This window comes from Microbulbifer variabilis ATCC 700307, from assembly GCF_000380565.1.
GTDB lineage: Bacteria > Pseudomonadota > Gammaproteobacteria > Pseudomonadales > Cellvibrionaceae > Microbulbifer > Microbulbifer variabilis.
In genome coordinates this window covers 214,403-240,367 of the sequence record NZ_AQYJ01000028.1, presented here as the reverse complement: position 1 = coordinate 240,367, position 25,965 = coordinate 214,403, and the positions used below count along the sequence as shown (strand labels likewise).

The window sequence follows — 25,965 nt, the reverse complement described above, 5'->3', positions numbered from 1 at the left end:
CTAGCTACAGTATAATCATCTTGTCTTGTCGCTCCCTGCGATGCATCTCAACCAGTACCCTTACGGCTGCGCGTGCTACTAGGTCCTTGCTAATTTTGCCTTTGTTCTTCTTGGCATCGGCATAAAGTTCGCTGTAGGAACGTGTAAGGATTTCATCATCTACAGCGATATCTACATCCCCCCCCAAGGCCTCATCCAAATAACACACTACTTCGTTAACACATTGGCCAGCGAGTACAAAGTCTTTGACAGTTTTGGGGGGGGGGAGATCGGAGCATAGAGAATTACGATCGGCAGCATAGGCCCACCAAATAGCATCTGAACCCAAAGCTTCGGCGATATCATCCATTTCCTTGAGGTCGCGGGGGAGAATATCCTGACTGAGCCAGCGGGTGGTATTTGCCTTACTTACTCCAAACCTGCGTGAAAATTCTGCGCTACGTCCCGATCCTTCAGGAGGAAAGCCAGCTTTATCTAGTAAGAGATTCAAACGCTCACTACATCCCTCTGTAGCCACTAAGTATTTATCAACCATTTTCCCCTCTACCTATTGTTGAGCTGGGTAAAAACCTTATGGCTATCTACCCTGTCATTGCGCACTCAATTGTTTTCTATGTACTGCTAATACGTTGACAGCTGTAAGTGATACACGGTCCGGATCAATGTTTCCGCTATTACTACATGCATACTCGTAAAGCTCGATATAACCGCAGTTCAAAGCCTCTCCTTCAAGATCCAGCGGTCTATCCATCAGGTCTGCCAATCGTTTTAGAAGTGCATTTGCACACCGGCCAAAAAGTGAAATATCGAATACCTCTTGCACAGAGGACTCCTCTTCTCCTTTACCTATTGCCCACCAAAATGGATCTGTACCCAGAGCATCAGAGATTCGTTTCAATTCTGTCATATCACGAGGTACTTTATCGTCATTAAGCCATCTGGTCGCGTTAGCCGTATTTACCCGAAACTCCCTCGAAAAGGCGGCTACACGCCCCTTACCGTCTGGTGCGAAGCCTTTTGCATCCAACAGTCGATGCAGGCGCGCGCTACTCCCGGCAGTACCTAATGACTTCTTTTTGCTCAAGTGTATTTCCTTAGTACTGCAAGTATCACTTGCGAAGTAATCTTTGACCCGTCTTCTGTAGCGTGACTTTTCTTTTCCAAACCGCCCAAAGTCGATTGATAGTGGGCCTTTTGTACTGAGAAATGATCATACCATAAGTGTCACTATAAATTGTCAGAATAAAAATCAGGCAATTAAGCCTAAAATTACACAATGAAAGAAATAAATTTATCAAATTTTGGTGAAATAATATCCATATAGCAGGTTAGACAGGTTGCAACAAGCACCACATGTGGAGTATTGTTTTTTAATCCACAAGCGATACCTAAGGGAAAGGGACTGTGAGTTTAGAACTAATGACGCGAGTCTGGAAGCTCGAAAATCTAAATAGTACCGAAAAATTTGTTCTTCTAGCTTATGGTAGCTACGCCAATGAAAAGGGTTGCTCCTGGCCGAGTAAAGAAACTGTTGCCCGTCGAACTTCATTATCCAAAGCCACTATAAAGCGCACAGTAGCTCGGTTATGTGCCAAGGGTCGCCTAGTAGAAATGCCCTTACACGTGGGGTATGGCGCAGATAATAAAAGACGCAAAGTACGGGCGTATTTGGTTCAACCCGAAGGACTATGCAACGACGAGAGCGAGGAGAAACTAGGTGCATTAACTGGGGTTCCAAAGCACTGGGTGCAGAGTGAGCCAGGTTCATTGAGTTCCCAAACTAGGAGCACCGAGTACCAGGAACACCGGAAAAACGCGTCAAGTGGGGTTACTGTTAGCCCCAATAATGTAAAAAATAATAAATCTATAAAGTATATAAATCGACACAGAGGAATTATCCTTGATAACTTGCCTGATTCTATTGATCCAGAAATTGCTCGGGAAGTTATAGATCACCGAGAGAAACAGAAAAAACCACTAACCCAAGGCGCATTTAATCGACTGATAAAAACTGCTCTGCAAGCACCCCAGATCGCAGGTATAACAGCCAATGAAGCCCTACAAAAGATTCCCGACCGTGGCTGGTACGGACTGGAATTGGAGTGGCTCGTACCTATGCAGTCAAAGATGTCCCCTCGTACATCAAGCAGCAACCGCCGCTCTCGTGATATCCCCATCGCCGACATGCTCAATGACCAATGGTAGGTATGAAAATTATTTATTCAACCACCATTACTAAGCTCTTGAGCCTCCACAATGCTTGATTTTTTAACTCCAGCCAATAGAAATTATTTTTCTTATAAAGAACTGCAATGTCGCTGTAACAACTGCATAACAGAGCGCCACCAGGGCGATACTTGTGTGGGCAATGCACAGAACATGAATCATGAATTTATGCAGCATCTAAATCGGGTACGTGAGAAAGTGTACTGTCGCTCAATGCCAATTTCCAGCGGCTACCGTTGCAGTCGCCACCCTGTAGAGTTGCGCAAGCGTGAGCAAGCCAAGCGAGATGGAAAACCATATATTCACGGCGATCATCCCAGTGGCGTGGGTGTAGATGTAAGAATATATGGTGCTAATGCCCATGATTTGATTGAGGCACTGCACATTTACAATTGGTGGCATAGCCAAAGAGGCATGCCGCGCCCTTTTACTGCTATTTGTCCCAATCAGCGCGGACCATACACAGGACGCTTTATTCATATTGGAGGGAACACTGATTTCCCTGGGCGCCCGCGCCCCTGGCTATGGACCTATTGAGGAGACCGAGATATGGAAACAATATTTGTCATAAATTCCCATCTATATTGAATTTCCCTTATTTACGATGAAAACCAATATGGATTTAACCAATTTTTAAAAAAATAAACTTATTAGGAGACAAAAAAATAATGGACAGATTTGCAATTTTTTACGGCAGCTATAATCTGCAGATGGGTGGAGCAAAAGATTTTAAAGAGTCTCACCCAAATAAAGAAGAGGCACGGAAAAGAGCAGAGGAAATTGCCAAGGAAAATTTCTTTGCTAGCTGGGTTCAAATCTTTGACAAAGTAACCGATGAGCTTACCATCTACAATGTGGTTGATGGTGAACTCAAGGAAAGGGACTGCGATCAATATTTGGCTACCCCCAAGTAAAAATAAAAAAAGGCCAGGAAGCACTTATCAAGTACATAACTTAGATGGATCAAATTAAGCAAAAGCTGGAAATTTGTCTCTTGAAAATAAGCGTTTTACTCAGCTGATCAAGGCAACTAAATTTAAAAGTAAAAATGGAGGCGATCGCATGAATGAAGAACTAACGTAAAGATAGATATCCTACTATTCATCATATTTAAATGAAATGGTACTATTAATGACAGATCCTTTTAATTTACGAGCAGGGATATTCCCTTCATGAGATATTTAGAGCTTCCTTGCTCAGACAATATACGTTAGTTTAATGCTTTCCCCCCAAATTTATAAGATGTTCCTGCACTCCAATAAATTATTGCTACAACCTAAAAAATTAACCGACCTCGGCAAGGTTCCCTTTACTCTCCAGCCACTGCTTGCGATCACCCGCACGCTTTTTGGCAAGTAACATATCCAACAACTGATTGCTGTCATCACCGGCATCTATATAAAGCTGTACCAGGCGACGGGTATTGGGATCCATTGTGGTTTCACGCAGCTGCATAGGATTCATTTCACCTAGGCCTTTAAAGCGAGTAACCTGGATCTTGCCCTTTTTCTTCTCTGCACTGATTCGATCGAGAATGCCCTGTTTTTCTGATTCATCCAGCGCGTAATAGACATCTTTGCCAATATCGATACGAAATAATGGCGGCATTGCTACATACACATGGCCATTGGTCACAAGCGGGCGGAAGTGTCTCAGGAATAGGGCACAAAGCAGAGTAGCAATATGTAATCCATCTGAATCGGCATCTGCAAGAATACAAATTTTGTTATAGCGCAAACCTTCAAGGTTATCGCTACCGGGATCTACTCCCAAGGCTACAGCAATATCATGCACTTCTTGGCTGCCCAGGATTTCTGCTGAATCAACCTCCCAAGTATTCAGAATTTTTCCGCGCAAGGGCATGATAGCCTGAAACTCACGGTCACGAGCCTGCTTGGCGGAGCCACCCGCAGAGTCCCCCTCGACCAGGAAGAGTTCACTGCGGGAGGTATCGGCACTGGAGCAGTCTGCTAATTTGCCGGGCAGTGCAGGTCCCTGGGTTACTTTTTTACGTGCAACTTTTTTGGCGGAGCGCATACGTTTTTGCGCATTGCTGATGCATACTTCAGCGAGTTTATCGCCCTCTTCCGTGTGCTGGTTCAACCATAGGCTAAAGGCATCCTTAGCCACACCGGAGATAAACGCAGTAGCTTCGCGAGAGGACAGCCGCTCTTTGGTCTGACCTGAAAACTGAGGGTCAGCCAGCTTGGCAGAAAGTACGTAGGAACATTGGCCCCAAATATCCTCAGGACCCAACTTAATACCGCGAGGTAACAAGTTGCGGATTTCACAATACTCCCGCATGGCATCCAGCAAACCTGCTCGCAGCCCATTCACATGAGTGCCACCCTGAGCGGTGGGAATCAGGTTTACATAGGACTCTGCAGTAATTTCTCCACCTTCAGGTAACCACTGTACTGCCCAGTCTGCAGCTTCTGTAGATGCAGCAAAACTACCGACAAAAGGTTCTGCAGGCAGAATTTCCCATCCTTGGTTAGCCGCAGCAAGATAATCTTTTAGTCCATCTTCGTAGTACCATTCATCCGACTCCCCGTCCTGTTCATTGATAAAGGTAACGGTGAGCCCAGGACAGAGCACAGCTTTGGCACGTAGCAGGTGGCGTAGGCGCACCACGGAAAATTTTGCGGAATCAAAATACTGCGGGTCTGGCAAAAAACGAACGCTGGTTCCGGTAGTACGCTTGGGGCAGTCACCGACCACTTCAAGATCAGAGGCTTTTTCTCCATCCTTGAAACCGATTCGATGTACTTTACCATCCCGCTGGATAGTCACTTCAAGCACCTTCGACAGGGCGTTGACCACGGACACACCCACACCATGCAAACCGCCAGAAAACTGGTAGTTTTTATTGGAAAACTTACCTCCAGCATGCAAGGTGGACAAAATTACTTCAACACCTGGACGCCCCTGCTCGGGGTGAATATCCACGGGCATGCCACGCCCGTTATCACTAACAGAGATCGATTGGTCTTTGTGTAAGACGATTTCGATTTTATTGGCATGACCTGCGAGGGCTTCATCGACACTATTATCGATGACTTCTTGGGCCAAGTGGTTGGGGCGGGTAGTATCTGTATACATACCGGGGCGTTTGCGCACCGGATCCAGCCCTGTGAGAACCTCAATATCTTCGGCGGAATAATTGGCCATAATTTAATTAATTACTGCTGATTAAATAAAAATTCAACTATAGGATCGCAATATCGTGCGAACCCCTGAAAGCTGTGATCACCACCGTCTTCGATAGTTTGACGCTGGCCCCGATAAAAGTCCTCTGCATCACGGTAATCGAGTGTTTCATCACCTCGCTGGGCTAAAAGCCAATAGCGACTGCTCAAAGGGCTGGGCAGCTCAGCTTCCAAATGCTCCAAAGTATCTACGTCCCCCCTACCAAGGCGATAGTCTCGCTGTTCACCACTATAAGGCCGTAATACCTGCCCAATATAGGCGGGCATAAAGCGGGACGGTCGTACTGCAGGGTTGATAAGTGCTGCTGGCAGGTTAAAGCGCTCTCCCAGATAGGTGCACCAAAACCCTCCCATAGAACTTCCCACCAACCCAATAGGGCCACAATCAGCAGACTTCAGGAAACCCTTTAATAAGCTAACCAGGGATTGCTGTGCAATTGCCGGATAAGGAGAGATTTGTGGCGCACAGAAAATAATGCTCGGATGATCAGCACCGAGCTGTTCGCGCATCAACTGACACTTAAAAGATTGCGGGGACGATAGAAAGCCGTGCAAGTAAATCAGCAGCGGCCTTCCCTTGGAGTCTTGTGTTTGCATAGGCGGGGATTATAGCGCCCTTGAGAGCCTGTGGGAGCGTAAGCTCCATACCTACCCGCCGAATATTTCACATTATCTACAGTAGAGCCTTATCGAGGCTGGCAAAGGCCCGGCGCATATCTACACGCATATCAGACCAAAAAGTTACGCTTGTAAAGCGCTCAAGCCGCCCCCCCGGCCCGTTCGTACCAAAGTTTTCTCCAATATCCCGCCGGTCGCGAAAGCGCATCACCGCATTGCCATCGCGGTCGTAGAGAGTTCCTACCAGTACACCATAGGCACTCTGTTCAGTGTACACACGCCACGCCCAGGGTGAGGGGTCCAATGGAGCAGCCACTGAAAATTTTTCCAGTGACATTGCCAGGGTGTAATCAGCCTCTGACTGCTCAGAAACCAGCACTCCATTGCGCGCACTAAGAAACTTATCCGAGAAAGTTTGTGCCAACAGGTTATTAAGGCGCTGCAGATCCCGTTGGTCCAGCTCATAGTCCTTCTCGCGATAATTACTGCGTGGCAAAGTGGAAAAACGCTTGCTGTATTCAATTTGTACAGGGCCGACATAAACCTTGGCGCCACTGAGATCCAAAGCAAAAGCTGCTGATACCTCATCCAAATGGCTGGGACGAGGCTCCAAACCATCCTGCTGTACCTGAACAGAGCTACCTTCAGCAGATGTAACCTGTATTGGTTGCTGGGTACAGGCTGTAACTATTAATGCTGTACCCAACATTGAGCTAAGTAATAATTTTTGCATTTCTAAACTCCTGACTTCCCGATGTTATCAACCCGGCGAATGGAGCTCGAACACAGCGATCAATTACCACACTTTTTAGGCTGCTCATTGCAGCGTCACACTTTTATAGCTCTGATTTTCGCCGATCAATCCCTATACCAATGATTGGACTTGCGCCCAATCCAGGGAATTTCATTGTACGGCGACCGGGGAGGAAAGATAGTAGTTAGTTCGTTAAGAATGGTTTTGTACTATTCAACAATCAAGAAACAGAAGACAGGCAACCCGCTACAGCTAATTGGTACCGGGTTGATGCAAATCAATAACCTGAAGAGGCAAGATCCACATAATATTTAGAGATGGCCACGCGCTCCACGCCAGTGGTGTAGGTGCCATCATTGTGCAGCTCAAACCAACGATAGCCAGGCATTTCGTCATCTACCGCGAAAGGGCCGCTGCCAGGGGTGAACTGTACCGAAGTAGACGGCGTTGCGTGCAAGCCGATCTGTCCTCGGTTGCTGTCAAATTGCTGGTGTACATGGCCCCACACCAAGGCTTTAACTTGAGGTGCTTGATCCACCATCTGTAAAAGTTGGTCACGCCCCGCACGAAGCATATGGCCATCAATCCATTTACTGCCCACAGGAACAGGCTGGTGGTGCATCATAATCATCACCGGATGCTCTCGAGTTTCCCATAGTAGCAGTTGAAGGCGTTCCAGTTGTGCCTCACCCAGTCCACCACATATCTGGCCCTCCACACTGGTATCCAGCAGTAATAATCGCCAATTACCCAGTGCGATCAAATCCGTGCTCCGATTGGGAGCCAACTGCCGCATACGTGCACTCACATCATGATTGCCGGGAAGCCAGTACCAGGGAATAGGAATGGTGCGAATTTTTTGCAAAAAGCGACAATAGGAGGCCTCCGAGCCGTTCGCACTGATATCACCGGTGGCAACCAGGGCTTGAGCACGGGGTTGTTTGGCGATAACTGTCGCCAAAACCTCGTCGAGTGTGTGGCCGGTATCCAGACCCAGCAATTGATAATCGGGCCTGCTGCCGATATGTGGATCTGTGATCTGGATCAAACGGTGCGATGTCGCCCCAGGGGGAGACTTCGACTTATTGTGTTCGCGAATCACTTGCTCACCTTGTGTTCACATCCATGTGCTCTACTGCAGAATCAAAATCTCCGGCCATCCAGCACCAGATCAAATTCTGCGCGACCATTTGCGAGACAGTACTCAAGCCATTCGCCGAGATAACGGTTCGCCTGAGGTCTCTCATCTGCGCGTTGCATACGGGGATTCGGGTAAGCGGTATCAACTCCTTTACCACCCACCGGCCCGCGACCATTGGCTGTGATTACCTCCGCCATGCACGCATCGTGATAAAGACGCACAGTTAAGTCCGGGGGTTCCAGCCAGCGGCACTTACTGAGGCTTACCTCCGCGCTCAGGGACACTTCCGTCGTGTACCTAGATCGCGCCTTCACTCCCAGTATCAGAGTGCCTCCGGGCAATTGATAGCGCCACAACTCCCTCTCTGAAAGCTGTGGCAGCAATTTGATCAGACGCAGGTAGTTTGCATCGCAGTCGGCATGATATGACGGCAGATCGACTCTATACACTGCACTTTCATTGCCATTTGGCGACAATTGTTGCCGTTTGCGCTGTCGCGCCTGTGCCTCGCCCAGTACAGCCATTATCAACACTCCGATTCTATTGCCGCCGTGACTCAGATCTCAGTTTGCCCTTACAGCAGGTAACAGAGTGCAAGGCATAATGACCGGTCAGGCAGTTAGCGTCATCTTTACTAGTTTTTCCCGGTTTAACTCCAGCCACTGCATGCAAATGATAGTGGGTGCATTATCGATAGGGTTCTCCCCTGGAGCATAGTCCCCACCCAAAGTCCTAAGAATCAGATCCCGGGTAAACACCCTTAGGTGTATATCTTCATTCTCATCTTCCAGGCCAAAGTACCCCTCTGCAGAACTCAAGTCCACTAGCCCACAGTAAAGGTGTAATCGCTCTGAACTGCCCCCTACACTGGGCATATAGCTGTGGATAAAGTGCAATTCCTGCACTTTCAAACCGGCCTCTTCCTGCACCTCGCGTTGGGCCACATCCCGCAGATCTTCTCCCTCCTCAACCATTCCGGCGACCACCTCCAGACACCAGGGCCCAGCTGAACGCTCTAGAGCACCCGCGCGAAACTGTTCAGTTAATGCTACAAGGTCCCGTTCTGGATCATAAAGTAGTACTCCGACAGCAGGCCCACGGACAAACACCTCGCGTTGAAATGTGCTGCTCCAACCGCCGCGAAATAGCCGGTGGCGTAGCCTCAAGCGCAACATGGTGAAAAATCCCTTGAACACTGTTTCCTTGGAAAGGATTTCCACAGAATCCGCAGAAAACTCAGGATACAAATCGTTTTGACTACTTTTTCTTGGCATTGTTCGCCTTCCTCTTTGCGATACAGGTCTTTCGCACTCTGGGTAGTACAGGGCTATATGGACCCGAGCCAGCTGTTATACTCTGCGCCCACCGTAACAGCCTCTGAACCAAGCGGCCATACGAATTATCTCCCTGGATTTTAGAGAGTGCGCCACTATGAGAGTGCTCAATATCGCCTATCAGCAACTGCGTCGCTACGGCAAGACACGGGTCAGCTGGGCGCAGAAATTGACTTTTGGCCTGATCAAAAATGATCACAACACCCAAGTATTCAGCGATCGGGATGTAGCCGCATTTGAGGCCCCGTTTGGCATCCGCGACCTGGGTGTGAGCAAAGCCAACCGCCGTTTGTTAGAAACCGTAGAAGCATTTGAACCGGACTTGGTGATCGCAGGCCATTGCGACATGATCGGTAACGATACCCTGAGGGAAATTAAAAAGCAGCAGCCCAACTGCATGATTGCGCACTGTAATAATGATCCTCTGTTTGTCCCCAGTAATGTGGAGCGAATTAAATACCGCGCGGAAATCGCCGATGCAGTTTTCGTGTCCACTGGGCGCCGCGAACTGAAAATTTTTGAAGGCTTCGGCGCTCGGGTTTACCACATGCCAAACCCAGTAGAGACTTCGATCGAAAACCTTAATAATGCTGAGCGCACAGATCTGCCCATCGACTTATTGTTTTGCAGTAACAGCAACAATTTTACCAAGCGCCTGCAGATGGTTAAGAACCTCAAGGATGCCTTGGGGGACTCATTAAATTTTAAAACCTATGGCAGTTTTGGTGAGCCGCCGGTCTGGGGAAGAGATTACGATCGTGCACTCTCCCAAACTAAAATGGGGCTGAACTTTAATCGTCAGGATACCCACTACTGGTATTCATCCGCACGCATGGCACAACTTGCCGGTAACGGCATACTGCAGTTCACCAGTGACAAATTGCACTTTGATGAGTTACTACCGCCAGAGAGCATCGTTTATTTTTCAGAAGAGCAAGATCTACTGGAAAAAATCCGAGAGTTTCAAAATGATGATGCCAAACGCCGTGCCTGGGCAGCAAAGGCCCGGGAATTTTTCCATACGGAAATGAACTCCAAGCTCTATGCGCAGTATATTGTCGAAGCCACAAGCTTGCAGCCATTTAGCCATGACTATGCCTGGGCACGCGATATCAACCTGGATGGCACCCTGAAATAACGGCACTGCCAAACCAATCACACTTAATATGTTGGATTTATGAGTAACAAGCCAATTCGAGTGGCACAAGTCCTCGCCGGCGCCGAACACGGTGGTGCGGAAAATTTTTTTGTACGCCTGGTAAGTGGATTAAACCCAAGAGGGGAAATTAACGAGAAGGCATTTATTCGTAACCACGACCATCGCGTACAGGCACTGCGTAACAATGGCGTTGAAACTGAAGGCTTCAAGTTTGGTGGCAAGCTGGATTTTCTCGGCCGCAGAATTTACCGGGAGGCCTTGGGCAACTGGCAGCCCGATATTGTGATGACCTGGATGGGGCGCGCCACGATTATCACCCCCAATTCAAAAAACTACTTACTGGTTAGTCGCCTAGGGCACTACTACAATCTTAAGTACTACCGCCATGCAGATTACTGGATCGGTATCAGTAAAGGCATCTGCCAGCATATGATTGATGGCGGTATCCCCAAAGACCGCATTTTTCATATCCCCAACTTTGCCGACGAGACTCCTGTAGAACCTCTACCACGCAACAGTTTTAATACTCCGGAAGACAAACCCCTGATTCTCGCTGCCGGACGTCTGCATATCAATAAAGGGTTCAATGTTCTGCTGCACTCCCTGGCACAGATTCCCAATGCGACACTGTGGCTAGCAGGTGCTGGGCCAGAGGAGGCCAAATTAAAGGCCCTGTGTCACAGGCTTGGCCTGGATCAGCGGGTACGCTTTCTGGGCTGGCGCAACGATGTCACCACCCTGATGCGCACTGCCGATCTATTTGTGTGCCCATCACGCCACGAGGGATTGGGCTCGATCGTAATGGAGTCCTGGGCGCACCGCTGCCCAATAGTAGCAACCAACTCCCAGGGGCCGGGTGAGGTAATTACTGACGGTAAGAGCGGCCTAATCACTCCGATCGATGATGCAGACGCACTAGCTAAAGCCATTAAATCAGTACTGGACAACCCTGAGTTGCGCCAGAGCCTGATTGAAAATGCGTCGGAGGTCTATGCAAATGGCTATTCGAAAAAGTTTATCGTGGACTCCTATATTGAGCTCTACGATAAACTAATGCACCGAGGGCGCCCTTAATGAACAAAAAAAGCCACCAATTTATGGTGGCTTTTTTCACATCAGGCCAAAATTTTGGCACCTGCTACTGATAAGCCTCCGGTAAATCCCTCAATAAGGCGCTCACACCCCGGACAATGAGACGCTGGCGCTGCTCAATGCTATCTGGGCGAGTCAGTAGTTCACTGGCACTTCCACCCCAAATAATTTCCCCCCCTGGGCGACCAATCCCCACACTCATAATCACCAGAGGGGCATCAGTAAGCGGCGGTAACTCTACAACCTCTTGGGGCGCATTACTGTCAAACTGTTTATCCCAACTGGGGTCCCTAGTATCCCCGGAAAAAAACTCATCAACAACGGCAACCTGGTAGTCAACCACCATATCGGCTTCCTGGTCCTGCCCCACCTGACGATAACCTCTTTGCTGCAACTGCGCCGCGACTGTGCCACGCATTTCTTCATCCAACTCCACCAATTGCGCCGGCGCATCGGGCGCATCCCCGAGCGGCGTTACTCCCCATTTGTAGGTGGAAAAAGCCACCGGCTGGGCTCCTGTATTTACTCGCTCCACCTGCATCTCCTGGCATCCTGCCATTAATAGCAATGTCACCAGACCCGTCATTATGTAACGCATAAATACTCCTTAACTTTCATACTTATTTAACCGGTTCAGAAAAATCATAGAGTTCTATTTTGGGACTCCACTTATACCATTCAGGTTCAGCTTTTGGGTACAAAGGATAGTGACTGCCGCTCTCCACCTCGAAACCCATGAAGGGCGCTTCCGGCGTCGCAAAGGCAACCCCCCCTTTTATCAAGGCTTGAGCGGATTCTGTATTGACATTAAGACCGCTCCTCAAACCAAAATTCACCTCTACACCACTGGCATTCCAAAACACAGTGTGCTCACGCACTAATGGTTGATACTGCGGCTCGATATGCACATAGATGTAAACTCGGTCAGCCAATTCTCCCAGGGAAAAACCTGTAACCTCACCCACCTGGACCTGCCGGTAATAAACGGGACTCCCAGCTACCAGAGAGCCGCGCCTCGCGGCATCCAGTATCACAGCTAACCCGGGTCGGCTCATGGTATCGGCAAGATCCTCTTTAGGCGCTTGCAGCTCTGCATAAAACTCCGTTTGCATGGGCCCCAGGCCCGGCTCTAAAGCCAAATAGCGCCCGGTTATCAATGTATCCAGGTGGGCAACTTTACTTATGCCTATCTGTGGCGACACCACCCAAATACGTGTGCCTGCACGGGCAAAGCTTGCACCACGGTGATAAAGCTTGGCACGGGCATGGACCTCTCCGAGGTCTGCGCCAAGACGTAACCGAGTAATTTCCCCAATTTGCACACCTTTATAGCGCAGAGGGGCCCCAACTTTCAGCCCTTCCGCACTGGGAAGGTTGATTCGTATTTCAATCCCTTCTTCAAGTGCATCCTCACGACTGCTGTACAGAGGAAATTGATCGCCATTTTGCACTGGTGCTGATTTCGCACGATCCTCACGCCGGATGCCAAAAGCAACGCCCCCACGCAACAATGACATCAAGGAGTCCGCCTGTACTTCAATCCCCTCACTAAGACTGGCACTGGCGCGCAGACCGCTGACATTCCAAAAACGAGTACCCTGGTGTACCAAGTGCGCATAGCGCGGCTCAATTACCACGTACACCTCAACCCCCTCACCATCTCTACGCAGCTCCATTCCCTGCACCTTACCCACTTCGATACGCCGGAAGTACACAGGAGCTCCTCGTTGAAGTGAACCTGGGTTGCGTGTGGTGAGACGCAGGTGTAAACCGGGTACGCGGGGATCTCTTGGCGGTGCCGAGGCACGTGCCGTAAAAATACGCTGGGATCGGTTTCCCCGGCGAAGATCTACTTCGATGCGATTGCCCTGAATCAGCTTGTTAAGGCCGCCAGTAAAGTCAAATGTGGGGGGGGCTAGCCAGAAACGAGTATTTTCACTGAGGAGGTCATCAGTTACTGGGTCCATCAACACTTTAACTTCTATGCCATCCATACGCTTGTTAGCTTTTGCCCTGCTGACTTCACCTACTTGAATCCCCTGGTAATACACTTTGGTGCTGCCAGGCGTAACATCTACACCGCGATCAAAATTTAAAGTGACAGAAATCCCTGCATCTGCAGCAGCAAAATTTTTATATAATTTAAATTCTGTGCCATTTACGGCTAAGGGGGATTGACGCTGAGATTCCGGGGTATAAAAGCTGACACCGCCGGCAAACAAGGCGGCAAGAGATTCCAAATTAATGCTAATTCCGCTGATGCCACCTTCAATTGAAATACCTGAACTGTTCCAAAAACGGCTGCCCCGGTGAATTAGATAGGCATATTCACGACGAATAAACAGCTCGATACTGACTTCATTACCATCCTCTTCAAGGCTGTAATCCGCTACCTGGCCCACCCTTAACTGGCGGTAATAAACAGGGGAGCCACGGCTCAATGAGCCCAAGCGGCGGGATTTGAGCACCACGCGCAGGCCATCTCCGCGAATAAATGCCGGGGGCTGGTCCAGCGCAACAAATTCGCGCTTGCGTTTGCCGCTGCCAGATTCAACTGCAATATAGTTACCTGATAGTAATGTCTCTAAACCACTGATACCTGTGATGGAAAGCTCCGGTTTCACTACCCAGAATTCAGTCCCTTCAACTAGCAGATACTCTGCACTGCGATTGAGGCTGACCTCCGCCAACACTCCATCAGCACCATTTAACTCCTTAGCATTGGGTACCAGGCGTACATCCTGCACAAGGCCGATATCTACACCGGAATACTTCACGACGGTCTTCCCCTTCACCAAGCCATCGCCAGAGTGAAACAGGATGCTCGCCTTTACATCTCCCTCGGCCACGTCCTGGTATAGCAGCCAAACTGCGATCAGTCCCGCCACCAAAGGCAGAATCCAAACCAACGGTAATCCCTTACTCGCGCGCACCACCCCCCGCTGGGCCCCACCGTTTAAACGTGCCCCTTCAACGCCACTATTTTCAGGGGGCAAATTATCAGCCATTTTCTGCGGCACCCCGATGTGCCGTCTCCGGTGCTACATCCTTACTGTATAAGTCACCATCATAAGCATCCCAAATAAGTCGGGGATCAAAAGAACGTGCAGCCAACATAGTAACGATTACCACAGAGGCGAAAGCGGTGCTGCCAGGACCCGCCACCACCTGAGCAATAAATCCCATATCGACTAATGCCACCAAAATGGAAATCATAAAAAGATCCAGAAGAGACCATCGCCCAATACCGGCAACTACCCGATAGATTTTCATTGCCTGGGAAGGCACAAACGTTAGGCGCAGTTGCATCTGAACCAGCAATAAAGCCAAGCCCAACAACTTCATTACTGGCACAGCAATACTTGCCACAAAGACAATAAGCGCAATTCCCCACATCCCGCTGTTATATAGCTGCATAACGCCACTAATTATGGTGGTTGGGTCGCCGGCACCAAGGTAAACCACCGTCATAATCGGGAGAATATTTGCTGGTAACAATAATAGGGCCCCGGTAATTGTTAGTGCCCAGGTAAGCATCAAACTCCCCAAAATACGCCCGTGCACCCGTCCACCACAGCGAGGGCATCGGCAGTGCCCACCCGCAATTGGCAAAATAATTAATTGATGGCAGCTGAGACAGCTTGTCAGGCCCTCATGAATCCCTTTGCGAGGGAATTTCGAACTCATGTCAGTTTCTCCCGCTGAGCACGCCGAAGTGCCAGCCGGTGCCAAATGGCATTCTGGTCAAAACTGAGTGAAGAGAGATTCGCAACCAGCATCATGGCGCCAAAGCAATACAGCCCCGGTTCCACATCCATTTTTCCCAGATCCCTTAATTTAATCAGCGCTACAAGAATGCCGAGCATATATACATCCAGCATCCCCCACTCTTTGATATGTTGGTACCAGCGCACCGCAATAGAAACCCAGCGATCCAGCAGCCCCAAAAAACTGCCGCAACAAACAAATAACAGCAGCAGAAATTTTCCCAAAGGAGCCAGCACACTGCAGAATAAGACCAGTGACGCCAACCAGATATAGCCAGCTTTAAATAATGAATAAACACCATTCATCAGGGTATTCTCGGCACCAAAAGAGAATAACGAGAATTTAAGGAGCGGGAGACTCGCTGAGGGAATAAATAGCAGTAGCCCAGTCAAGCTTAAGGCAATGGTGTAGTAGACGCTGTGATTGGCATTGCGATGCAGAGTGCAACCACAGCGTGGGCAAGTCAGCTTTTGACCGGGCGGTGCCAACCCGCCAGTCAGCAATAGATCGCACTCATGGCAAGCATGCTGCCAACGTATCTGTTTATCATCACGCAGCTGTTCCATGTGCGAGAGGTCCTTGCCTTATCCTGCACAATTTTTGCCGCATCCAAATGCTTCGATGGCGCGTCTATTGCAATATAGGGCCATTGCCCTATTCAATGCTGCCCTGACATTGCCAGGCAGTTACCGGTAAACGCACATTCGCGTCGGTTTAACGAAGATATACCAAAAAGCCGAAAGCGTCGCCTCGACGCTCAGGCTGGCCGCGGGTACACTCTCGCGACTGCTGATTGGGGAGACTGGCAGCACAACCTAACTTTGCGAGCCAAAGGAATCCACCGAGTACCTAGAACTCGAGTGCCGCTCCAGATACTTTTTAGAAGCTTGAAGACCGCACCCGCCACAGGAAGTTGAAACAGATGAAAAGAAGTAACCGCACAGAGCCGCGAGGCCGCCAGTTGCGTCCACTGAAGAAACTACTCGCCGCCGCCCTACTCGGATTCGGTGCCATGCAGGCCCAGGCCGACACCCTGTGGGATATTTATACTCAGGCGCTAGATAACGATCAGCAACTTGCCGCCGATCGAGCCACCTACCATGCAGGTATCGAGGCAAAGAACCAGCTGCGAGCACCGCTATTGCCGCAGGTAAATGCCAGATTCGAGGCCTCCAGAGTCCATGAATTTAACATCTCAAACGGGGCACAAATTCTTGAAGATGGCCCCGTTGATGGTGATCTAGTTGACTTTAACCGAAGATCAACCGGGACCTATCAAAATAGGGTGTACAATGCCACACTGACCCAAGCAATTTTTGACGCCCCTGCTTGGTTTGATTACCAACGGGGTAAAAGATTAACCAAAGTTGCTACTGCAGAATTTAGTGCCAATCAGCAAGAAATGATGCTTCGAGTCGCCACAGCCTATTTCGATGTACTACGCGCCTATGACATCCTGGAATCCGCAGTGGCCGAGGAGAAAGCCCTAGCCAAGCAGTTGGAGCAAACTCAGCAGCGATTCGAAGTAGGCCTAACCGCAATTACTGATGTGTATGATTCCCAGGCGGCCTTCGACAGCTCTGTAGCCCGCCGCTTAACCGCTCAAGACGAGCTGCTCAGTAACTTCGATGCCCTATCAATCCTCACCGGTAGCTATCACGATGAGGTTGCTCCTCTCGTAGATACCTTCCAAGTCGCACCTCCGGTGCCGGCTGAACGTGCAGACTGGGTCGACTTCGCTTTGGCCAATAACTTCGACTTGAAAGCTGCACGACTGAATGCCGAGGCGGCCCGCTACAATGCCCGTTCTGCCGCCAGTGAGCACCTGCCCACTCTTACCGGCTCCCTCTCCTATAACAAGCTCACCTCAAACGGTACTGAACGTGTGAGATTCAGAGACGAGACTCGCCAATCAGATACTGAGTTTCCCAGGGACTTGGACGACCGTGATTCTGTAGCCGCAGTCACACTGAATATACCGATTTATACTGGTGGCCTTTTGAGCGCCAATCGACGTGAAGCGCGTAACTTATCCTTTCAAGCACAAGACCTGCGCAACCTGGCTGAACGCAATACTATCCAAAACACCCGCACCCTACATCGTGCAGTGGTAACAGATGTATCCCGTGTGGCAGCCCGACAACAGGCTGTGGTCTCCGCAAAGAGTGCATTGGATGCCACTCAAGCCGGCTACGAGGTGGGTACGCGCAATATCGTAGATGTGCTTTTAGCGCAAAACACCCTTTATTCAAATCAAACCGAATATGCCAACGCCCTCTACGACTACATCATCAACACCTTAAGCCTTAAGCAGGTAGCGGGTCTCCTTTCACCACAGGATCTACAAGAATTGGATGTTATGTTGAACCCGGCCAACAATGTTCACCGTGTAGCGGAAGCCGGCCCAAGCGGTTCCAAGTAGCTAACTCGACTCCAAAGAAATGTGAGCAGCTCCAAGAGAGCCGCTCACACTTTTCCTGAACTCGGCATCAGCCTGTCTATCTCTTCTAGCAGGCGCTGCAAAGCCCCACTATTTTGCTTCGCTACTGCCCTAGCTCGTTGACCTAAGACCTGTCGCTCCTTATCGTTCAGTAACCACTGCTTTATCTGATTACTCAGTGATACAGCATCCGCCGCAATTGCCAATCCGCCAGCATTCTTTAAAAGATCAGCCACGGTCGCGAAGTTATGCATGTATGGCCCGGAGATAGTCGGTATCCCCCAGGCCGCCGGCTCAATCATATTGTGCCCTCCCACAGGGACCAGGCTCCCCCCCACAAAAGCCACATCACAGGCACCATAGAAACGCAGTAGCTCACCCATGGTATCCCCTAAAAGAACCTGATCATCCGCTTTTGGAGCACCACCACTACTGCGCCTTGAAACCTGAAAGCCTCGCTCCTGACATAAACGGGCAACATCATCAAAACGCTGAGGGTGACGCGGTACCAAGACTAAAAGCAGATCTGAAAAGTCCTTAATCAGGGTAGAGAACGCATCCAGTATGATCTCATCCTCGCCGGCATGGGTGCTGGCTGCCAGCCAAACCTTACGATTTAAAGAGCCGCGCCATTGGTGGGATAGCGCCTGCGCTTCGCTGATGAGGCCCAGGTCAATATCCAGGTCAAACTTAATATTGCCGCTGGCCACTACTTTCTCTCGAGGCAAGCCCAGAGAAACAAAACGTTCAGCGTCTACTGGGTACTGGGCAACAACTTTATCCAAATTGCCCAACATTGAGCGGGTAAACCCAATAAATCGCCCATAACCCCGGGCAGATTTCTCACTCAAACGTGCATTGGCAAGCAATGCAGGGATCGCCCTCTTTCGACATAAACGCAGAAGGTTTGGCCACAATTCGGTCTCTACAATCACCAACATAGTGGGGTTGAGAGCTTCCAGAAATGGATTGAGGAACTCGGGTAAGTCATAAGGTAGGTAATAATGGAGCAGGCGGCCGCCCAAAATCGGGCTTAAGGACTTTGTAACCCGCTCGGAGCCTGTAGGGGTACTCGTTGTAACCAGCCAATGCCAATCAGGATAGCGAGCTGCTAATTGAGCAATAACGGGGATCGCAGCGAGGGTCTCCCCCACAGATACGGAGTGAACCCATATTAATGGAGCTTGACTATAGCGTTTTGGCACCCGTCCCAGCCGCTCCTCGAAACGCTGACGATAAGCTGGCTGGCTACGGCCGCGCCACCATAACCGAAAAAAAATAAATGGAATGGCTAAGCGAAAAAGCCAGTTGTAAAGGGTCTGCATATATCCAGCTGTCACCAGTTGGCAATTATTTGGAATCCGAGCCGAAGCTCCAGCCAGCTATCTTACAGGCAGAGAGTACAACTTGAACTTTTTATGTGACTTACTAGCAGTCCACAACCCGGTAAAAATCTGAGCGAGCCCCAAACACTCCACAGGCCATGCCTACAGAACGACATAGGCGCAACCAAGGCCGGGAACCCAGGCGGAGCCCTCCAAAAACCAAGCCAAACAAGCAGAGAACCCCTGCAACCATAAGTTGGAATATCGCTGAAAGTAAAATTCCTAGCCGACTGCGCCCAGATTGCAACTTTTGCTTTGCAAGCGTGATACCTGCTGAATATTTGCGACGGGAAAGCCAGCGTAAGTTCGCGCGGCTTATTGGTACAGGTTCGAATACTTTTGCTTCAGCGCAATGAATGATGTCTCCACCCTTGGTATGCAGCTCAGAAAAGAACAACACATCCTCACCACCTCCAAAGGGATCCCGCTCATCAAAGGACAAGCTAAACTCACGAATTATTTTCATTGGAATCAGGACATTATTGGTGGCACAGTAGGTGAGGTGATCACCTGTTTGCCTCTTCCTTCGAGAGAAATATCTTGAGTAATAAGTCGGCACTGAGTCTGGCAATTCCCGTATCACACTACCATTTACTACCGTGTTGCCACCAAGCTCTTGAGCAAATCGAAACAACTTGACCAGCCAGTCTCGAGCCACCCATTCATCATCATCAATAAAAATAAGGTAATCCGCATTTTTGCCCTGTGCCTCTTGAATACAGCGATTGCGAGCAATGGGAATTCCACGGCGTTCTTCAAGGACGTAAAGAATTGGGAGGGACGAATCTGTTGCGAAGGACTCCACTACCGCCTTCCCCCCCTGCTCCTCAGGGTCATTATCCACTACTGTCACACTTACATCTGCATCTGCAGGTAAATCAAGCTCGGCAAGACTTTGCAAAGCAACGCGAAGTTGCTCCGGCCTTTTGCAGGTGCAGATACAAATGTCTAGCAGTGGTCGCAATTTAAACTCCACAAACAACCAAATATTAAATCAGGGCGTTAGCAATAGCAGCGCAGCCTATACCCCTCTATTTGGCATGTCTATAATATTTGACTTTTAGTAAGCCTGTAGTCAGCTCATCAACTTATTGCCCGTTGAGCTAGACAGTCTGAGTAATACCTAGTACACACTTATGTCGTGAAACAATCCATGAAAGTAATGCAACTGCTTCCCGCTTTAAACTCCGGGGGAGTCGAGCGGGGTACGCTCGACTTGGCAAGAATGCTCATTCAAGCCGGCCACACTTCTATCGTTGTATCTTCTGGGGGCACCATGGTTCCAAAATTGGAATCCGAAGGGTCCAGGCATTTTACACTGCCTATCCACAAAAAGTCCCTAAGTAGTTTGCTACAGGTTAGACCGTTAAGACAACTTATCGAATGGGAAGCTCCAGATATATTGCATGTTCGATCCAGGGTCCCCGCCTGGCTCACTTTCTTGGCTTGGAGAAAACTAGATATCCAGTCGCGGCCACGCCTAATTAGCACCGCCCACGGCCTGTATTCAATTAATCGCTACAGTGCCATTATGGCCCGGAGCGAGCAGGTAATCGCAATATCCGAGTGCGTGAACGATTACTTACATGATAATTACCAAGCCTATCTACAACGTCCCCCAGAAGTGATCTATCGCGGAGTTGATACCGAGGAATTCAATCCCAACATCTCGGTTCCAGCTGACTGGAAAGCGAACATTGAGAAGGAATATCCAAATCTAGCAAATAAGCAATGGCTTCTCTTGCCCGGCAGGCTGACTCGCTGGAAAGGTCAAGAGGATTTTATTGAGCTAATCCAGCGTTTGATCAGTAAGCATCATGATATTCATGGGATCATTCTCGGTGGGGCTGAAGCTAACAAGAGCCACTATGAAAAGGAACTGAAACAAAAAGTAAGAGAGAAAGGAATAGAGGGGCACCTTACCTTTGTCGGCCATCGTAGTGATATTCGTTATTGGTATAAGGAATCTCGTCTCGTGTACAACCTATCCAAACGACCTGAGCCATTTGGACGTACCGTGATAGAATCTGCAGCTATGGGAACACCCGTAATTGGATACAACATCGGTGGTCCCGCAGAGTCTCTGCGTGTTTGCTTTCCACAAGGGTTGGTAGAGCAAAACGATGCTGAAGCACTTTATAATCGCTCACGGGAATTGCTAAAAGGCCCAAAACAAAAAGCCTCCCTTTCTGAAGACTTTACCCTCAAGCGCCAAGCAGAACATACCATCGAAGTCTATGAAACCATGATCAAAAAGTCGCCCGGAGCCTGATATAGTGATTGATTTAGGCTACAGTAAGCCTTTTGCCAGTGGTGGGAACCGCTTTTGCTACCGCCACCCAGAGAAACCTCTGCTCTGCATAAAGGTTATGCGCCCAGGGCGCACCGCAGAATTGCTCGGACGAGCACCATGGTACAAAAAGTGGCGCGGTGAAGATGATTTTGATGATAATTTGCGTGAACAAGAAGGCTATTCGCAAAAAGCTATCCAGCAAAATAAAGAAGGCCTCTGGCAACATTTACCTCGCTGGTACGGGATACAACAAACCAGTCTGGGCCCCGGTGCAGTAACAGACCTTATCCTGGAGAGCGAGGGCAACCCAGCCCCTACCTTGCGCCAATATCTGAATAAGCATGGCCTAAACAGTGAAATAAGATCTGCCCTTGAACGCTTTGCAGCATGGCTCTTGGAGTATGGTGTACTGACCAAGAACCTGATTGCACACAATCTAGTTGTGCGCAGGGAAAATGAAAAATTAGAAATTTATATTATTGATGGCTTGGGTTGTGCATCTTTTTTGCCCTTGCCTCAAATTTCTGACTACTTCGCCAAACGCTACATTCAGCGGCGAATCCGGCGCATGTGGCTTCGAGTTGAGTGGGAGATTTCAGATAAGAAAACCCCCTGGAGGAAGTTTGAGTCTCAAGGCCTCAAACACTAGCGAAATGGCAAGTCGCAGCGGCGGAGTAAAGCCTGGGCACATAGGAGATATTGATCCAAAGGCTCTCGTCGCTTTTGTTTTGCCACCTCAGCTACTTGGTCACTAATAATTCCCTGGTCTACCAACCTTTGCACCGCAGCCCTGACTTTATTGGATCGTGCTCGACTTGGCACACGCATAACACCCACCTGGGCACTGCTCTGTAAAGATTCAAACAGCATAGAGATACTGTCTTCACTAACCCAAATTTGCTCAGCCGCCGCCATCTCTTCTTGTAACCACATGGGGGAGCAGGTACGCCAATCCACCATCTGGACATTGTCTACCAATAGTGAAGTAATCGTGCTCTCAGGAGTTCTGCGGCTATTGGACAACTGCCATTTAAGAGGTTGTTGAAGTAACTGATCCACTTGGTGATGAATAGCACTGTCATCCCATGAATAGTGACTACTTGGTCCCCCCAGTAATATTAGCCCCCGCCCAGATTTTTTAGACCCTTGTGGCAAAGGGCCTGTCAGTGCACCCTGACTGAGAATCACATTATCTAAAGGAGGCGGGCGGTCGTGCTCTGGCACTATCGAAAAGTCAAACCAGCGAAATGGCAACTGTGGGAGGTTAATAGCTACTGCACGCCCCCCAAAACGGTGACGTGCAGCTAACATAGGCAAACGACTTCGGCGGCCAGTTCCAATCAGAAAATCCGGCTTAGGGAGCTTGGGAATCTCACCGGCAGTTCCGAAAAGGATATTAGAGGCCGTAATGGAAGTGGAGATATCAAAGCTCCTAATCTGGCCCACGAAACTACTTCGCAACCCAGTGATCAATGCCGCACTTTGCTTTTCGTGTGCGCGGTTACCATCTAGAAAGCACCATATTGTCAGTTGCAAAAGAAATCCTTGATATGCAAACAGAGGCCAATTATTAAACAAGTCATCAACTTACTGGCGCCAATTGCTAAAATCTTGTAGATGCTTTTACAGGGGCCGCCACTGTTGAACCCTCACCTCTTCCAGTATAACCTTCCAGCCGGTTGTGCGGATGCTAAGAACCCTGCACATCTAAAACTTATCAATGCACTAAATATATTACCTATTTCGAAGATTGTATCCATCTTAAGCTCCCCAGAGTATTGCTATAGCATTTACCGTTGGCAACCCATGGGCAGCTTCAGCAAGCCTTGTTTGCCTAAAGCAGAAACATTATCAACTACACACTTAGTTATGTCAGAAACTGGAAGTAACTCCAATCCACTCCCTCCAGCACGTTACCGAAGGCAAGATTCCAGGTGGGTCTCTATACCGCTCCGCATAGTTTACTTGGGGCTATTCCTTCTGCTTTGCGGTTTTTACCTGACTCCCAAGGTCTCGGGCGTACAAACAAGCTTCTATTTAACTTTACTGCCAGCGACACTTTTTCTGCTGCCTTGGAGGAAAGACTATTCGTTCATATTTTCATGGCAATTTGTTGCTTTTTGCAGCCTTCCTTTGATATTGGCACTATCCACTTTTTGGGCCGACGGTGCGAATGCTGATGTCGTGCGAGAGGCAACATACTACTGGAAGCTGGTACTCTATTTAGCGGCTTTTTACTGTGCGATATATCTATTATTAGAACAATATGGAGATAAAATTTTACGAAACCTATTACTTGCAATAATTTTAGTGGGATTAGTTTCCGGGATCGCCTCATTAATTGCATATGGTATTGATGGTGGGTTTCAGAAATTTTACCGTATAGGTGGAGTATCTTTAGAAGGGAATATTGATAAAACCGGCATGCTATTTGGCTTCCACGCGTTGTTCTGCTGCTATGGAATCAGGCACTCCTCTCTATTTTGGCGCTGGCTATCTTGGACTGGATTAGTGATTTCCTGCACCTATATTTTTCTTTCACAGACCAAGATTCCGATAATAATGGCAGGGGTTGCTATTCTACTCTCAGCAACTCTAACTCCTTCGCGTATATTCAAAATACTTGTGGCACTGGTACTTTTTACTGCTATACCCTTTGCCTACTTTATTATGTTTGGTGACTTGCCGCTATTCCATCGAAGCGTCGCCTATTCAGCTCGCCTGGAACTATGGGGCAAAACTTTCGAAGAATTTATGCTCTCCCCTATCGTTGGCTCAGGGCTGGTTCACAAGCAATTTATCACGCTAAATTATGTACTGCCTCATCCACATAACTACCTCTTGGATGTGGCTCGCTTTACAGGCCTACTCGGCATCGCAGCTTGTGCTTGGCAGGGGCTAGGTGTGCTTTACACTGTCGCAACCAAGAAAAACCTACTTAGTTGGGTTCCAGGCTTATATGTTGCCTGGTTCCTGTTCGGTACTTTAGCGATGCTAATTTACGCCCAACAACCTTTGGTCAAACCTAACTACATCTGGTTCTTCTATTGGGCTCCTCTCGCAATCCTTTTGGCCCGCAGTTATCTTGAGCAAGGTAAACTCAGGCCCTCGGGCTCTGCTTACCAGCAGATCTACCAGAAACAAACTCCTCCAAATATTGAGTCAAACTGATGAATGTCACCGTTTTCGGCACCGGTTACGTAGGTCTGGTGCAAGCTGCTGTACTGGCTGAGGCCGGCAATAAAGTAGTCTGTATTGATATTGATAATGACAAAGTCGAGCGTCTGAAACAGGGGCATATCCCTATTTTCGAGCCAGGCCTTGAGCCGATGGTGAAAAGTGGGATCAACACCGGCAATTTGTCATTCTCGACCAATGCCGCTTATGGTGTTGAACATGGAGAGCTTATTTTTATTGCGGTCGGCACGCCACCAGATGAGGATGGCTCCGCCGATCTTAGACACGTCCTTACCGTTGCAAAGACTATTGCGCAGCATATGGACAGCAAAAAATTTATTATCACAAAGTCAACGGTGCCCGTAGGTACTGCCGACAAAGTCCGCGCGACAGTCGAACAGCAGCTAACTGGCCGCAATAGACCCGATTTAACATTTGATATTATTTCAAATCCGGAGTTTCTCAAGGAGGGATCTGCTGTCTCAGATTGCATGCGCCCTGATCGCATCATAATAGGCACCTCTGAGGCCGAATCGGAGCAAAAACTCCGCCATCTATACGCGCCATTTAATCGCAACCACGAGAAGATTCTCGTTATGGATGTTAAAAGCGCAGAGCTGACCAAGTATGCGGCTAACTGTATGCTCGCTACCAAAATCAGCTTTATGAATGAGATGGCAAATATTGCCGATAAAGTTGGTGCTGATATCGAGGCCGTGCGCAAAGGTATCGGCTCTGACCCACGGGTTGGCTATCACTTTATTTATGCTGGCATCGGTTATGGCGGCTCTTGTTTCCCAAAAGATGTCAAAGCCCTGATTTCTTCTGCACAGCAATTAGGCTTGTCGGCGGACATCCTCTCTGCAGTCGAATCACGCAACGAACAGCAGAAACACTATCTAGCCGAGAAAATTGTGGGACATTTTAAGGGGAACCTGAAAGGGAAAACCTTTGCGCTCTGGGGCCTTTCTTTTAAACCCAACACTGACGACATGCGAGAGGCACCGAGCCGTATCCTACTAGAACGCTTGTGGGAGCAGGGTGCACGGGTTCAGGCTTTCGATCCTGAAGCCATAGAAGAGTGTCGCCGTATCTATGGAAATCGAGCAGACCTAAAACTCTGTGCATCAAAAAATGAGGCACTGCAAAACGCCAATGCCCTGATTATCGCTACAGAATGGCAACAGTTCAAAAGCATCGATACAGATGAACTGAAAGCAACTTTGGTTTCTCCAGTCATTTTCGATGGCCGCAATCAGTATGAGCCAAGCGAAATGCAGGAAGATGGATTTGATTACTATTGTGTGGGAAGGCCTGATACCAATGCAGCCCCATAATAAATAATATAATTACAAGTTTGATGAGTAAT

General features: G+C 48.8%; 25 protein-coding genes. 10 read left to right on the top strand and 15 right to left on the bottom strand.

The window, feature by feature from the left end; all coding sequences use genetic code 11:
• Positions 1-4: 4 nt before the first annotated feature.
• Together G367_RS0116760 and G367_RS0116755 are read right to left on the bottom strand one after the other, a co-directional pair.
• Positions 5-535, bottom strand: coding sequence for a hypothetical protein (locus tag G367_RS0116760; RefSeq protein WP_020414317.1), 531 nt, complete (start codon positions 533-535; stop codon positions 5-7).
• 54 nt (positions 536-589) lie between these two features.
• Complete coding sequence (locus G367_RS0116755) at positions 590-1,084, bottom strand: hypothetical protein (RefSeq protein WP_020414316.1); 495 nt, start codon at positions 1,082-1,084, stop codon at positions 590-592.
• A gap of 320 nt (positions 1,085-1,404) precedes the next feature.
• On the opposite strand from G367_RS0116755, the gene G367_RS0116750 reads away from it, so the two are divergent.
• From G367_RS0116750 to G367_RS0116740, 3 genes are all read left to right on the top strand, one after another.
• Positions 1,405-2,205 carry a helix-turn-helix domain-containing protein gene (locus G367_RS0116750; RefSeq protein ID WP_020414315.1) on the top strand — a complete coding sequence of 267 codons (801 nt, stop codon included), beginning with the start codon at positions 1,405-1,407 and terminating at the stop codon, positions 2,203-2,205.
• 51 nt (positions 2,206-2,256) lie between these two features.
• On the top strand, positions 2,257-2,763 hold the full coding sequence (locus tag G367_RS0116745; RefSeq protein ID WP_020414314.1) for a hypothetical protein: 507 nt from the start codon (positions 2,257-2,259) through the stop codon (positions 2,761-2,763).
• A gap of 131 nt (positions 2,764-2,894) precedes the next feature.
• Positions 2,895-3,140, top strand: coding sequence for a hypothetical protein (locus tag G367_RS0116740; RefSeq protein ID WP_020414313.1), 246 nt, complete (start codon positions 2,895-2,897; stop codon positions 3,138-3,140).
• 370 nt (positions 3,141-3,510) lie between these two features.
• On the opposite strand, the gene parE is transcribed toward G367_RS0116740, so the two are convergent.
• The 6 genes from parE to G367_RS0116710 form a co-directional block, all read right to left on the bottom strand.
• The gene (gene parE / locus G367_RS0116735; RefSeq protein WP_020414312.1) at positions 3,511-5,397 is read right to left on the bottom strand and encodes a DNA topoisomerase IV subunit B; all 1,887 of its coding nucleotides are present in this window, start codon (positions 5,395-5,397) and stop codon (positions 3,511-3,513) included.
• 11 nt (positions 5,398-5,408) lie between these two features.
• Positions 5,409-6,032, bottom strand: coding sequence for a YqiA/YcfP family alpha/beta fold hydrolase (locus tag G367_RS0116730; RefSeq protein ID WP_026305199.1), 624 nt, complete (start codon positions 6,030-6,032; stop codon positions 5,409-5,411).
• Positions 6,033-6,108: 76 nt separating this feature from the next.
• On the bottom strand, positions 6,109-6,786 hold the full coding sequence (locus G367_RS0116725; RefSeq protein WP_020414309.1) for a hypothetical protein: 678 nt from the start codon (positions 6,784-6,786) through the stop codon (positions 6,109-6,111).
• Positions 6,787-7,084: 298 nt separating this feature from the next.
• The gene (gene cpdA, locus G367_RS0116720; RefSeq protein WP_245556712.1) at positions 7,085-7,909 is read right to left on the bottom strand and encodes a 3',5'-cyclic-AMP phosphodiesterase; all 825 of its coding nucleotides are present in this window, start codon (positions 7,907-7,909) and stop codon (positions 7,085-7,087) included.
• A 41-nt stretch (positions 7,910-7,950) separates the two neighbouring features.
• Entirely contained in the window at positions 7,951-8,472 is a 522-nt protein-coding gene (locus tag G367_RS0116715; protein WP_020414307.1) for a DUF1249 domain-containing protein, read from the bottom strand.
• Between the two features lie 87 nt (positions 8,473-8,559).
• On the bottom strand, positions 8,560-9,222 hold the full coding sequence (locus G367_RS0116710; protein ID WP_020414306.1) for an NUDIX domain-containing protein: 663 nt from the start codon (positions 9,220-9,222) through the stop codon (positions 8,560-8,562).
• A gap of 157 nt (positions 9,223-9,379) precedes the next feature.
• On the opposite strand from G367_RS0116710, the gene G367_RS0116705 reads away from it, so the two are divergent.
• Positions 9,380-10,420, top strand: coding sequence for a glycosyltransferase family protein (locus G367_RS0116705; RefSeq protein WP_020414305.1), 1,041 nt, complete (start codon positions 9,380-9,382; stop codon positions 10,418-10,420).
• A gap of 39 nt (positions 10,421-10,459) precedes the next feature.
• Positions 10,460-11,515 (top strand): glycosyltransferase, encoded by a 1,056-nt coding sequence (locus tag G367_RS0116700; protein WP_040629039.1) that lies wholly within the window; start codon positions 10,460-10,462, stop codon positions 11,513-11,515.
• A 64-nt stretch (positions 11,516-11,579) separates the two neighbouring features.
• On the opposite strand, the gene G367_RS0116695 is transcribed toward G367_RS0116700, so the two are convergent.
• The 4 genes from G367_RS0116695 to G367_RS0116680 are packed head-to-tail and all read right to left on the bottom strand — an operon-like array spanning position 11,580 to position 15,867.
• Positions 11,580-12,131: a DUF4136 domain-containing protein gene (locus G367_RS0116695; RefSeq protein WP_026305196.1), complete on the bottom strand. Its 552-nt coding sequence runs from the start codon at positions 12,129-12,131 to the stop codon at positions 11,580-11,582.
• 22 nt (positions 12,132-12,153) lie between these two features.
• Positions 12,154-14,541 (bottom strand): PqiB family protein, encoded by a 2,388-nt coding sequence (locus G367_RS0116690; RefSeq protein ID WP_020414302.1) that lies wholly within the window; start codon positions 14,539-14,541, stop codon positions 12,154-12,156.
• Positions 14,534-15,220: a paraquat-inducible protein A gene (locus G367_RS24065; protein WP_051089524.1), complete on the bottom strand. Its 687-nt coding sequence runs from the start codon at positions 15,218-15,220 to the stop codon at positions 14,534-14,536. Before G367_RS24065 ends, G367_RS0116690 begins: the two co-directional genes overlap by 8 nt.
• The gene (locus G367_RS0116680; RefSeq protein ID WP_020414300.1) at positions 15,217-15,867 is read right to left on the bottom strand and encodes a paraquat-inducible protein A; all 651 of its coding nucleotides are present in this window, start codon (positions 15,865-15,867) and stop codon (positions 15,217-15,219) included. The genes G367_RS24065 and G367_RS0116680 overlap by 4 nt, the downstream gene beginning before the upstream one ends.
• A gap of 356 nt (positions 15,868-16,223) precedes the next feature.
• Between G367_RS0116680 and G367_RS0116675 the strand changes: the two genes are divergently transcribed.
• Entirely contained in the window at positions 16,224-17,723 is a 1,500-nt protein-coding gene (locus G367_RS0116675; RefSeq protein ID WP_020414299.1) for a TolC family outer membrane protein, read from the top strand.
• A 44-nt stretch (positions 17,724-17,767) separates the two neighbouring features.
• On the opposite strand, the gene waaA is transcribed toward G367_RS0116675, so the two are convergent.
• Both waaA and G367_RS0116665 read right to left on the bottom strand, forming a co-directional pair.
• On the bottom strand, positions 17,768-19,066 hold the full coding sequence (waaA, locus tag G367_RS0116670) for a lipid IV(A) 3-deoxy-D-manno-octulosonic acid transferase (protein WP_020414298.1): 1,299 nt from the start codon (positions 19,064-19,066) through the stop codon (positions 17,768-17,770).
• Between the two features lie 103 nt (positions 19,067-19,169).
• The gene (locus G367_RS0116665) at positions 19,170-20,090 is read right to left on the bottom strand and encodes a glycosyltransferase family 2 protein (protein ID WP_020414297.1); all 921 of its coding nucleotides are present in this window, start codon (positions 20,088-20,090) and stop codon (positions 19,170-19,172) included.
• A 189-nt stretch (positions 20,091-20,279) separates the two neighbouring features.
• Between G367_RS0116665 and G367_RS0116660 the strand changes: the two genes are divergently transcribed.
• Positions 20,280-21,398 carry a glycosyltransferase family 4 protein gene (locus G367_RS0116660; RefSeq protein ID WP_026305195.1) on the top strand — a complete coding sequence of 373 codons (1,119 nt, stop codon included), beginning with the start codon at positions 20,280-20,282 and terminating at the stop codon, positions 21,396-21,398.
• Between the two features lie 4 nt (positions 21,399-21,402).
• Positions 21,403-22,068, top strand: a complete 666-nt coding sequence (locus G367_RS0116655; RefSeq protein ID WP_020414295.1) for a YrbL family protein — start codon at positions 21,403-21,405, stop codon at positions 22,066-22,068.
• Here the strand turns inward: G367_RS0116655 and G367_RS0116650 are convergent.
• Positions 22,065-22,955, bottom strand: coding sequence for an ELM1/GtrOC1 family putative glycosyltransferase (locus G367_RS0116650; RefSeq protein ID WP_245556711.1), 891 nt, complete (start codon positions 22,953-22,955; stop codon positions 22,065-22,067). The genes G367_RS0116655 and G367_RS0116650 overlap by 4 nt on opposite strands.
• Before the next feature lie 429 nt (positions 22,956-23,384).
• Between G367_RS0116650 and G367_RS0116645 the strand changes: the two genes are divergently transcribed.
• Positions 23,385-24,590 carry an O-antigen ligase family protein gene (locus G367_RS0116645; RefSeq protein ID WP_169337129.1) on the top strand — a complete coding sequence of 402 codons (1,206 nt, stop codon included), beginning with the start codon at positions 23,385-23,387 and terminating at the stop codon, positions 24,588-24,590.
• Complete coding sequence (locus G367_RS0116640; protein ID WP_020414292.1) at positions 24,590-25,933, top strand: UDP-glucose dehydrogenase family protein; 1,344 nt, start codon at positions 24,590-24,592, stop codon at positions 25,931-25,933. Before G367_RS0116645 ends, G367_RS0116640 begins: the two co-directional genes overlap by 1 nt.
• Positions 25,934-25,965: the final 32 nt, after the last annotated feature.